Origin of the sequence: Actinophytocola sp. (assembly GCF_036002505.1) — a bacterium.
Lineage (GTDB): Bacteria > Actinomycetota > Actinomycetes > Mycobacteriales > Pseudonocardiaceae > DASYTH01.
Map to the genome: position 1 here is coordinate 1 of NZ_DASYTH010000115.1, position 10701 is coordinate 10701.

General features: G+C 70.2%; 13 protein-coding genes. 3 read left to right on the forward strand and 10 right to left on the reverse strand.

Annotated features, from left to right (window positions below; genetic code table 11):
- Positions 1-333 (forward strand): hypothetical protein (locus tag VGR06_RS09275; protein ID WP_327558577.1); only part of this gene is annotated, 333 nt, incomplete at its 5' end.
- 290 nt (positions 334-623) lie between these two features.
- On the opposite strand, the gene VGR06_RS09280 is transcribed toward VGR06_RS09275, so the two are convergent.
- The 5 genes from VGR06_RS09280 to rpoZ all read right to left on the reverse strand — a co-directional run bounded on the left by VGR06_RS09280 (position 624) and on the right by rpoZ (position 6047).
- Positions 624-2594 (reverse strand): primosomal protein N', encoded by a 1971-nt coding sequence (locus tag VGR06_RS09280; RefSeq protein ID WP_327558578.1) that lies wholly within the window; start codon positions 2592-2594, stop codon positions 624-626.
- Positions 2595-2826: 232 nt separating this feature from the next.
- Positions 2827-3234, reverse strand: coding sequence for a DUF5313 family protein (locus VGR06_RS09285; protein ID WP_327558579.1), 408 nt, complete (start codon positions 3232-3234; stop codon positions 2827-2829).
- A gap of 18 nt (positions 3235-3252) precedes the next feature.
- Positions 3253-4437 carry a methionine adenosyltransferase gene (gene metK, locus VGR06_RS09290; protein ID WP_414637209.1) on the reverse strand — a complete coding sequence of 395 codons (1185 nt, stop codon included), beginning with the start codon at positions 4435-4437 and terminating at the stop codon, positions 3253-3255.
- An 84-nt stretch (positions 4438-4521) separates the two neighbouring features.
- Positions 4522-5760, reverse strand: a complete 1239-nt coding sequence (gene coaBC, locus VGR06_RS09295) for a bifunctional phosphopantothenoylcysteine decarboxylase/phosphopantothenate--cysteine ligase CoaBC (RefSeq protein WP_327558581.1) — start codon at positions 5758-5760, stop codon at positions 4522-4524.
- Complete coding sequence (gene rpoZ, locus VGR06_RS09300; RefSeq protein WP_326472024.1) at positions 5757-6047, reverse strand: DNA-directed RNA polymerase subunit omega; 291 nt, start codon at positions 6045-6047, stop codon at positions 5757-5759. Before rpoZ ends, coaBC begins: the two co-directional genes overlap by 4 nt.
- Before the next feature lie 203 nt (positions 6048-6250).
- On the opposite strand from rpoZ, the gene VGR06_RS09305 reads away from it, so the two are divergent.
- A complete protein-coding gene (locus VGR06_RS09305) occupies positions 6251-7129 on the forward strand; it encodes a cytidylate kinase family protein (RefSeq protein WP_327558582.1) in 879 nt (292 codons plus the stop codon).
- On the opposite strand, the gene VGR06_RS09310 is transcribed toward VGR06_RS09305, so the two are convergent.
- Positions 7112-7810: a hypothetical protein gene (locus tag VGR06_RS09310; RefSeq protein WP_327558583.1), complete on the reverse strand. Its 699-nt coding sequence runs from the start codon at positions 7808-7810 to the stop codon at positions 7112-7114. The genes VGR06_RS09305 and VGR06_RS09310 overlap by 18 nt on opposite strands.
- The gene (locus VGR06_RS09315) at positions 7807-8295 is read right to left on the reverse strand and encodes a nucleotidyltransferase family protein (protein ID WP_327558584.1); all 489 of its coding nucleotides are present in this window, start codon (positions 8293-8295) and stop codon (positions 7807-7809) included. The genes VGR06_RS09310 and VGR06_RS09315 overlap by 4 nt, the downstream gene beginning before the upstream one ends.
- On the opposite strand from VGR06_RS09315, the gene VGR06_RS09320 reads away from it, so the two are divergent.
- Entirely contained in the window at positions 8245-9021 is a 777-nt protein-coding gene (locus tag VGR06_RS09320; RefSeq protein ID WP_327558585.1) for a carbohydrate kinase family protein, read from the forward strand. The two genes, VGR06_RS09315 and VGR06_RS09320, sit on opposite strands and share 51 nt — an antisense overlap.
- Before the next feature lie 65 nt (positions 9022-9086).
- Here the strand turns inward: VGR06_RS09320 and mihF are convergent, their stop codons facing one another.
- The 3 genes from mihF to VGR06_RS09335 all read right to left on the reverse strand — a co-directional run.
- Positions 9087-9404 (reverse strand): integration host factor, actinobacterial type, encoded by a 318-nt coding sequence (gene mihF, locus VGR06_RS09325; protein WP_325159329.1) that lies wholly within the window; start codon positions 9402-9404, stop codon positions 9087-9089.
- Positions 9405-9572: 168 nt separating this feature from the next.
- Complete coding sequence (gene pyrF / locus VGR06_RS09330; protein WP_327558586.1) at positions 9573-10403, reverse strand: orotidine-5'-phosphate decarboxylase; 831 nt, start codon at positions 10401-10403, stop codon at positions 9573-9575.
- On the reverse strand, positions 10400-10701 hold a 302-nt coding region (locus VGR06_RS09335), incomplete at its 5' end, for a hypothetical protein (protein ID WP_327558587.1). The genes VGR06_RS09335 and pyrF, both read right to left, overlap by 4 nt.

A 10701-nucleotide genomic window follows, 5' to 3' on the forward strand; every position in this document is an offset into this window, starting at 1 on the left:
AACGAGCACGGGTTCGCCAGTTGCTCGCAGGTCGGCGGGCAGACCACCTTCGACGGCTACCGGGCGTTGCGCGCGGCCGCGGACGATCCCAACCCGGCGTCGATCGTGACCATGGAGGTGCCCGGCGGACTCGCCGTCGCCGGCACGGTGCATCAGAACTGTGTTCGCATGCAGGTGATGCTGCCCTCCGGGACGGTGGAGGCCGACGTGGCGAACGCGACCTTCGCCGTGCTCATCCCGTCGAGTGACCTCGGCCCGGGAAAACCCAAGACCTACAACGTCAAGTTGTTCAGTGCCGACAACGTTCCGATCTATGAGGGCCCGTTGGACTAGGCCGAGGTTGCGAATGAACTGTTTGCACGTCAGTTTGAGCTGGGCAGGCGATCTCGGGCGGCGGTCGGGATTCTGGCTACCCACGAGTCGCCGGCCGAGAGGCGGGGAAAGCGTCCTTGGTCACCCTAGGCGTGAGGAAGGACGCGTTCGCCACGCTCGGCCCACAGCCGACGAACAGGCGCGTCCTGTAGCCAGCAGCACCATCGATTCTGGCCACAGCAAACGGCTTGATCGACACGTCTTCACAGGTGAACCACCGAAGGTCTACGCAGAGTCACAGCAACTTCGGCCTAGATGAGGTCGAGCGGATCGAGCTGGACCCGCACGGGGTCCGGCTCCTTGCGGGCGGTGCGCACGGCCTGGGTGGCGGCCAGGGCGGCGGCGAGGGCACGGCCGTCGGGACGGGGGACGCGGAGCAGGGCGCGCTCCTTCTCGCCTTCCTCGCCGAGCGGGACCGGGCCGAGGATCTCACCGGACGGAGGGAGCCCCAGCTCGTCCAGGAAGGTGGCGACGGCCTTGGCCGGGCCGTCCACGGTGGCCATCCGGACGGCCGGCGGGAAGCCCAGTTCGGTGCGGGCGGCCAGTTCCTGGGCGGCGTGCCAGGCGGGGTCCCAGCGGACTAGGGCCTGGACGGCTGGCAGCGCGGACTCGGTCATCACGACGACGCGGCCGCCTTCGCCGCCGGGCCGGACCAGCGCGGCGGCGGCCATCCAGCGGCGCAGGGCCTCCTCGGCGGCGCGGAGATCGGCCCGGCCCAGCAGGGACCAGCCGTCGAGCAGGAGTGCGGCGCCGTATCCGGTGCGGGCCACCGGTTCCGCGCCGGGGGTGGCGATGACGAGCGCCGGTTTGGAGTCCACTTCGGACAGAACCTGGCTCGCACCGGAAGTGTGGACGGGGACGTCCGGGAACGCCCGGCCGAGCTCCTCGGCGGTGCGCCGGGCGCCGGTGACCATGGCCCGAAGGCGGCGGGAACCGCAGGTGCCGCAACGGAAAGTCGCGTCCGGCGCACCGCACCAGCGGCAGTAGGGGGGGCTCACCTCGGTGCCGGCGCGCAGGGCGAGCGGGCCGGCGCAGCGGCGGCAGCGGGCCGGGGTGCGGCAGTCCTGGCAGGACAGCGCCGGGACGTAGCCGGCGCGGGGAACCTGGACGAGGACGGGGTGCCCGGCAGCCAGCGCGGTGCGGGCGGCGTCGAAGGCGACCAGCGGGATCCGGGCGGCGCGGGCCGCGGGGTCGCGGGCGAGCTGGGACTCGTGCTCGCCGATGGCGGTGACCCGCGGGGCGCTGGCGCGGACCTGGTCGCGGGTGGCCACGATCTCGGGCGCCCAGCCGGAGTCGACCAGGAGCTGCGCCTCCGCGGTCCGGGCGAACCCGCCGACCAGCAGGGACGCCCCGGACAGGTGGGCCCGCTGGACCAGCACGTCGCGCACGTGCGGGTAGGGCGAGCGCGGGTCGGAGTGCAGGTCGTCGCCGTCGTCCCAGACCGCGAACACGCCGGGCGCGGCGACCGGGGCGAACGCGGCGGCCCGGGTGCCGATCACGATGCGGGCGGCACCCCGGAGCACCGCGAGCCAGCGCCGGTACCGCCGCGCCGGGCCGAGGTCGGCGGACAGCGCCACCACCGCCGCCTCGCCGGCCAGGGCCACGCACGCCGCGTGCACCCGCGCCACGTCCCGGTGGTCGGGCACCACCAGCAGCGCGCCCCGCCCGGTGGCCGCGGCGGTGGCGGCCACCTCGGCCAGCCGGGCCGGCCAGTCCTCACCTGGCAACGCCTGCCATACCGCCTGCGCCCGCCGCCCCTCCCCCAGCGCGTCGAGAAACGCCGCCCCGCGCGGATACCGGCGCCACCCCGTCGCGTCCGCAGCCGCGGGCGTGGCCGGCGGCTCGGGCGGCGGCTCGGCCTCCACCCGGGCGTGCCGGGGCGGGATGGCCAGCCGCAGCACGTCGATCATGGTGCCGCCGTAGCGGTCGGCGACCGCGCGGGCCAGCGCCGCCATCTCCTTGGGGAGCACGGGCTCCGAGGACACCACCCGGTCCAGGAACTCCAGGCGCCCCTTGTGCTCCGACTCGGCGATCCGCTCCAGCAGGAACCCGTCGACGCGCTGGCCGGCGAACCGCACCCGCACCCGGCAGCCCGGCACGGCCGCCTCGTCCAGTGTGGACGGCACCAGGTAGTCGAACGGCCGGTCGAGATGGGCGAGCGGCACGTCCACCACGACGCGCCCGACCGGCAGCGACTCCGCCGGCACCTTCTCGCCCTTCATGCCGCTGGTCTACCAGAACGCCCGGTCACCCCATCGGGTCCGGTGCCGCCCGCGTGTTGGCGCCCCACGTCGCCGTGTTTGCGTCTGGTGACGCCGTGTTGGCGTGTGACGTCGCCGTTTTGGCGACGTGCGCGATCAGCCCGGGCGCGTGGGCCGCCAAGAAGAGCGCGTGAGCGACCAACTCACCGACGTGAGAAGCCAACACGGCGACGTGAGAGGCCAACACGCCGGGTCAACTGGCGGGCTCGCCGCGGCCGTCGGTGTACCAGGCGGTGTACATGGCCGCGAGCTCGGCGCGCTTCTCGGTGCCGGTGGCCTCCTCGCGGATGCGGCGGTTGAGGCCGGCCGGGAACCCGTGCTTGATCAACCGGCGCTCGGAGGCGTCCTCCATGAACGACAGGGAGAACACCACGCCGACCGAAACGCCCACGGCGATCATCCAGAGGCGCAGGGTGAGCGGGATCGGCAGCAGCAACAGCAGCAGCCACACCGTGTGCTGCACCCCGGCCCGCGCCAGGTGCCGGAACACCCAGGCGGGGCTGGTGAGGTCGTAGAGCACCCACTCGCGGTAGGAGTCGGGCAGCCGGCCCCCAACCGCATACCACAGCCACTGGAGCGGGCTCGGGCGATCGGCCCTCACCCGCCCATCCTAAGTGGGTTACGCCTTCGCGGCTTGCGCCAACGCCTCGGCGCGGTCGGTGCCCTCCCAGGGGAGCTTCAGCTCGGGGCGGCCGAAGTGGCCGTAGGCGGCGGTCTGGGCGTAGATCGGGCGGAGCAGGTCGAGGTCGCGGATGATCGCGGCCGGGCGCAGGTCGAACACCTCGGTGATGGCCTGCTGGATCTTCTCCGGGTCCACGTTCTCGGTGCCGAAGGTCTCCACGAACAGGCCGACCGGGGCCGCCTTGCCGATGGCGTAGGCCACCTGCACCTCGACCCGCTGGGCCAGGCCCGCGGCCACCACGTTCTTGGCCACCCAGCGCATCGCGTACGCCGCGGACCGGTCCACCTTGGACGGGTCCTTGCCGGAGAACGCGCCACCGCCGTGCCGGGCCATGCCGCCGTAGCTGTCCACGATGATCTTCCGGCCGGTGAGCCCGGCATCGCCCATGGGCCCGCCGATGACGAACCGGCCGGTCGGGTTCACCAGCAGCCGCACATTCGACGTGTCGAGGTCGAGCTCTTCCAGCTCCGGCGCCATCACGTGCTCGCGGATGTCCACGCCGAGCAGCCGCTCGAGGTCGATGCCGTCGGCGTGCTGGCTGGACACGACCACCGTGTCCAGGCGCACCGGCTGGTCACCGGCGTACTCGATGGTCACCTGGGTCTTGCCGTCCGGACGCAGGTACGGCAGCACGCCGTTCTTGCGCACCGCGGTGAGCCGCTTGGCGAGGCGGTGCGCCAGCGCAATCGGCAGCGGCATCAGCTCGGGCGTGTCCGTGCAGGCGTAGCCGAACATCAGGCCCTGGTCGCCGGCGCCCTGCTTGGCGATCTCGTCCTCGGCCGACTGCTCCACCCGGGACTCGTAGGCGGTGTCCACGCCCTGCGCGATGTCCGGCGACTGCGCGCCGATCGCGATGTTCACCCCGCAGGAGTTGCCGTCGAAGCCCTTGGCCGACGAGTCGTAGCCGATCTTGAGGATGACGTCCCGGACGATGGCCGGGATGTCCGCGTACGCCTCGGTGGTGACCTCGCCCGCGACGTGCACCTGGCCGGTGGTGACCATCGTCTCCACCGCCACGCGGGAGCGCGGGTCCTTGGCCAGCAGCGCGTCCAGGATCGAGTCGCTGATCGCGTCACAGATCTTGTCCGGATGTCCCTCGGTCACCGACTCCGACGTGAACAACCTGGACGACACGGCCTGCTGACTCACGACTACCTACCCATCTCGACGAACTGGACTGTATGAACCCCAGAAGACCCTTGCAGCCTACTGGCCGTGGACACCCCGCAGGAGTGCGACCACCGCGTCCCACACCTCGGACGCCATCTGCGCCTTGGAGCCGAGGGCGATGGGCTTCTCGGTGCCGTCCGTGGACAGCAGCCAGCCCGCGTTGTCCTCCACCTCGAAGGCCTTGCCCTCGCCAACGGCGTTGACCACCAGTAGATCGCAGCCCTTGCGCCGGTGTTTCGCGCGGGCGTGTTCGAGCACGTCGGCGCCGGTGTCCCCGGTCTCCGCGGCGAACCCCACGATGACCTGACCGGGCTGCCGGGCGGCGACCAGCTCGGCCAGGATGTCCGGATTCCGGGTGAGCGCGACGGGGTCCGGGTCGCGCCCGGTCTTCTTGATCTTGTACTCGGCCCGGTGGGCGGGCCGGAAGTCGGCCACCGCGGCGGCCATGACGATCACGTCGGCGTCCGCGGCGCTCTTGTGCACGGCCTCGCGCAGTTCCTCGGCGGTGCTCGCCCGGATCACCTCCGCGCCGGCCGGCTCGGGCAATGCCAGCGTGTGCGCGGAGACCAGGGTGACCGACGCGCCGCGCTGCACGGCGGTGCGGGCCAGCGCGTAGCCCTGCTTGCCGGAGGAGCGGTTGCCGAGGAAACGCACCGGGTCCAGCGGCTCCCGGGTGCCGCCGGCGGAGACCACCACGCGGCGGCCCTCGAGGTCCCGTGGCAGCGCGGTCGGCCGGGCCAGCAGCAGCCGGGCCAGGTCGAGGATCTCGGCCGGGTCGGCCAGCCGCCCCTTGCCGGTGTCGGCGCCGGTGAGCCGGCCGCTGGCGGGCTCGGTGACGATCACGCCCCGGGCCCGCAGCGTGGCCACGTTGTCCCGGGTGGCCGCGTGCTCCCACATCTCGGTGTGCATGGCGGGCGCCATCAGCACCGGGCAGCGGGCGGTCAGCAGGGTGTTGGTGAGCAGGTCGTCGGCGAGTCCGTGCGCGGCCTTGGCCAGCAGGTCCGCGGTGGCCGGCACGACCAGCACCAGGTCGGCCCACTGGCCGATGCGCACGTGCGGCACCTCCGGCACGTCCGAGAACACGCCGGTGTGCACCGGATTTCCGGACAGCGCCTCAAAAGTGGCGGCACCGACGAACCGGAGTGCGGCCTCGGTGGGCACCACCCGGACCTCGTGGCCCGGCTCGGTGAGCCCCCGCAGAACCTCGCACGCCTTGTAGGCGGCGATCCCGCCGCCAACGCCCAGTACTACTCGCGGGCGCGGCGTGGACGTCACTCGCCCTCGGTGTGCTCGAGCAGGCCGGAGTGGATCTCACGCAGGGCGATGGACAGCGGCTTCTCCCGCGGACCCGGCTCGACCAGCGGGCCGACGTACTCCAGCAGGCCCTCGCCGAGCTGGGCGTAGTAGTCGTTGATCTGGCGGGCGCGCTTGGCCGCGTAGATCACCAGCGCGTACTTCGAGCTGACCTTGTCCAGCAGGTCGTCGATCGGCGGGTTGGTGATGCCCTCGAGGGTGTGCCCGGTCGGGTCGCCGAGGGCGCCCAGCTCGGTGGGGGTGATCACGTAGCAACGCTCCAGCTATGAGGGGGATTTTGCTGTAACCAAGGTTAGCAAGTCCGCGGCGGCGCTCCGCAGGTCGGTGTTCACCACCACGGCGTCGAACGGGAGTCGATGTCACGACCGACACCTCCGAACTTACTATCTGGGTACGCCGGCCGACGCGGCGAGACTCTGTCCCTTCACAACACGCAGCGACGGGAAGCACCGTGAACCGACCACCCCACGTTGCCGTCAGCGGCGAGCTCGGCAGCGGAAAGAGCTCGGTTGCCCGGCGGCTGGCTGAGCACTTCTCGCTGCGGATGGTCAGCACCGGTGACATCCAGCGGTCCATCGCCAGGTCATTGAACCTGTCGACGCTGGAGACCAACTGGCTCGCCGAGCGGGACCATGTGATCGACTCCAAGGTCGACCAGGTCACCAGGGATCTCGGCACGGAACCGGAGCCGATAGTTTTCGACTCCAGGATGGCCTGGTACATGGTGCCGAATTCATACAAGATTCACCTTCTGGTCGATCCTCTGATCGCCGCGAAGCGTCTGCACTCGACGCGGTCGTCGCCGACCGAGCAGTACGAGTCGGCCAGCCACGCCAGAGAACTGGCCGAAGAGCGCTACCGCAGCGAGCAGCGCCGGTTCCTGACCACCTACGGCGTCGACGTGTTCCGCCTACGCAACTACCACCTGGTGATCGACTCGTCCGGCGCGGACGTCGAGCAGGTGCTGGAGGTCATCCTTCGGCACCTTGACCACGAACCGGCTGCGGAGTCGCGACCGAATCTGTACGTGCACCCTCGCCGGATCATGCCGGACCGGCCCACATGGCGACAGGACGCCTCGTCCGGGTCATCGGCGGTCAAAGTGTGCTACTCGCGTCCGACGTTTTGCAGCGTCGAAGGCCACCGCGCGGCATTGGACGCGGTCGCGCGGGAGGAGACGCTGGTGGAGGCCGAACTGATCGTGGAGGGCAGCGAGCCGGTCGGCAGCGGCTTGACCGCCACTGACCACATCAACCAGCTCACCCGGGAGCCCTGGGTCGAGCTGTGGCGGGAACAGTACGGGTTGGAATGCTCATCGGCGCTGCACTGATTCGGTCAATCGATGCCGATCAACCACCGGGTCGTCGGGGCCAGATCGAACGTGGTCTCCGGGGCCTGCGACCACCCCGCCGCGTAGATTCTCCTCAGGGTTGGCGAAGTAGACATCTGGGTGGTCAGCCGCCTGATCGACGGCGAACGCGTCACGGTCGAGCGTGCCCGGCCGAACCAACTCCTCGTAGAACTCCCGAAAAGGAAAAAGTTCCCGGTTCTCCCGGGACTTGAACCAGCGCAGCAGCCTGTAGAGCTTCCGGCCGGGCAGCCGGACCCGCAAGTCACTCATGCTGCGCTCGTCCACGGTGAACCGGGCGTCCGGCAGGGCACCGAACCGCCGCCGCATTTCCTGGTCGCTCAGATATGATTTGAAAACACCGCCGACGGGCTGGAACTGCGTGGTAATCCGCTGGCCGCGAACGAGCAGCTGCCTGCCCTCGACCGGTATGGCGATGAGGTAGGCGATCGAAACTCTGATCGGCGCGCGGCCGAAAATGGTTCCAGCCTTCAAGGTAGCCCGGATGAACCCCCTTTCAAGAATTGAGATCCTCGCGGCCAGGATCGTCGCCGAAATGGTGGCGAGGCCCACAGCAACGGCGACGATGAACTCATCGTACCGATTCGGATAAGCCACCCCGATCCCGGCGATGATGAGAATCAGGTTCGCTACGACGGTCACCGCGACCCCCCATGAGAGGGAGGAGTCATATCCACTCGCAGGCGTGGCCAGCGACTCAACCATTGCCGTTCCTGGATGCGGGATCGCACCAGATCGACATATTCCTCGTCACCGAACGTCGGTCGGATGATCAGCCCGAACAGGTCAGCCGAGCCGTGCGGCGCACAGATCTCAACATCCCCGTTCCAGCGCATGCCGACCGCGGTGCAGGTCTCGGTCCATCGCGAGATGGCGTCCGTGGCCGAGGTGTACGGCCGATGGCCGTTCTTGAAGTGCATCCGGGCCTGGTTCTTCACCGAGAAGGCTAGTCCGGGAAACGGCGCGCCGAGCGACTCGGCGAACGGGCGCTGAGGGCGAACGAGTTCGACGCGCTCGCCGCAAGTCCGGCGGCCTCGTTGTGGGCCGGCTCGAGCACGCTCGGCATGCTCAGCGCCATGTCGAAACCGGTACGCGCACGGTCGACCTACGTGTCGACGCTTGCTCACAACGAAGCGATCATGGATCCGTTCTCCGCGTTCTTCTCCGCGGAGGTGCGCAAACTCGGGCTGGTCAGCCGGGCGAGAACGGTACCAGGGCACAACCCGGCCGGGTTCGTCCTGTACGAGCCGGCAGACCCGGACCGGGTGCTCGCCACTTACCCAGGGGTCTCCACAGAGGTGCACCTCCCCGACCAGGTCGACGAGGCCGACCTGGTGCTGATCGACACCTACGAGCTGCTCACCGGACCGCTCAGCCGGCAACTCCACGACCTGATCTCGAGCGGAAGGGCACGGATCGGGCTGTCGCTGGGGAACGCACGAATCCTCACCGGCGACATCAGGCGCCGGCTGCGTGGCCACATCGACGCCGGCAGGGTCTCGATGATCTTCGGCAGTGCCTCGGAGTACCGCATGCTGTACCCGGACTTGCCGCCGGACCTGGCCACGCCGTCCGGCTTCCTGCGCCATCCGATCCGGCACCGGGTACCGTTCTGCCTCCTCACGGACGGGACCAACGGGATGGCCGCGCACCACGGACCGGACTACGCGGCGGCACCCGCCGCCCAGGTCGAGGCACACGAGGTGATCAACACATCGGGCGCCGGAGATACCGCAGCGGGGGTATTCGTCGTCGGCGTGCTCAGCCACGTGGAGCTGGCGAACTTGCTGAGGCAGTGCGCCGAACAGGCCAGCCGGGTGGTCAGCATCCCAGGGAGCCGGATCGTGGGTTGACGTTGCCCACGGACACCAGAGGGGCCGGCAAGTACAACGAGCCGGCCCCGGGTGCTGCAAGCGACTTACTCGCCGCCGAACTCCGCGAGCAGAGCCTTGCGCTGACGGTCGCCGAGGCCGCGAAGGCGCCGGCTGGGAGCGATCTCAAGCCGCTCGATGATCTGCTGGGCGCGCACCTTGCCGACGCCCGGAAGGGCCTCGAGCAGGGCGGTGACCTTCATCTTGCCCAGGACCTCATCGTTGTCAGCCTTGGCCAGCACGTCCTTGAGGGTGGTGCCGCCTCGCTTCAGGCGCTCCTTGAGCTCTGCCCGAGCGCGACGGGCGGCAGCCGCCTTCTCCAGCGCTGCGGCCCGCTGCTCCTCGGTCAGCTGGGGAAGGGCCACGTTTTCCTCCGTGGGGGTGATGTCTATGGGTGGATCGGTGCAGCGACGTTACCGACATCAGGCAGGTCAGTACAACGCGGGTCCCGATAGTGCGTTCCGTAGCCCATTTCGACCTGTCCATTACGGAATGTGATTGACGGGCCCCGACCTGCGCGGATAAGGGCATACTTAGTGGTGTACGGCCAGCCTGTCGCGCACCCGAATTGCCGCCTCGCGAAGTGTCTTCACATTTGGCCCGTACCTAAGTACGTCCCGGGAAGTGCTCGGCAGAACGTGCCGCAACGCGTCCCCGAACACCCGGCTAAGGTCACCGACCGTGCCGCCCTGGGCGCCGAAACCCGGCGCCAGGATCGTGCCGTTGAGCTTCGTCAGGTCCAGCCCGGTCCGCCCGACCGTGGCGCCGATGACCAGCCCGACCGGGCCCAGTGGGCTCGCCCCGGCATTGCGTGCGGCCGCCTCGTCCACGATGAGCTGGGCCACCGTGGCGCCGTCCGGGTTGATGGCGCGCTGCACCGTGGCGCCCTCCTTGTTGGACGTCAGGGCCAGCACGAACACCCCGCGGCCGGTCTTCCCGGCGAGGTCCAGCGCGGGCTCCAGCGAGCCGAACCCCAGGTAGGGCGAGAGCGTCACCGCGTCCCCGGCCAGCGGCGAGCCGTCACTCAGGTACGCGCCGGCGTAGGCGGCCATGGTCGAGCCGATGTCGCCGCGCTTGGCGTCCACGATCACCAGGGCGCCGGCCGACCGCGCCTCGGCGATCACCCGCTCCAGCACGGCCACCCCGCGCGAGCCGTGCGCCTCGAAGAACGCCGACTGCGGCTTGAGCACCGCGAGGTCGGCGGCGAACGCCTCGACACAGGTCAGGGCGAACCGCTCGAGGCCGCCGGGGTCGACCGGCAGGCCCCACGCCTCGAGCAGGCCGGGGTGCGGGTCGATGCCCACGCAGAGCGGGCCGCGCAGGGACACCGCGGTCGTGACCCGGGCGCCGAACGGGGCCCTCATCGCTGCTCCCACAGCGCCGCCTGCAGTGCCTGCAACGGCTCCACCCCGATGTCCTGCCGGATCAGCGCCTCGATGCCGTGCACGGCGGCGGCCGCGCCCTGGATCGTGGTGACGCACGGGATGTCGCGGGACACCGCGGCGGTGCGGATCTCGTAGCCGTCCACGCGCGGACCGGGGTTGCCGTACGGGGTGTTGATCACCATGTCGACGGCTCCGCTGCGGATCAGGTCGACGATGTTCTCCTCGCCCTCGAAGTGCTTGCGCACCACGGTGACGGGGATTCCGTTGCGGCGTAAGA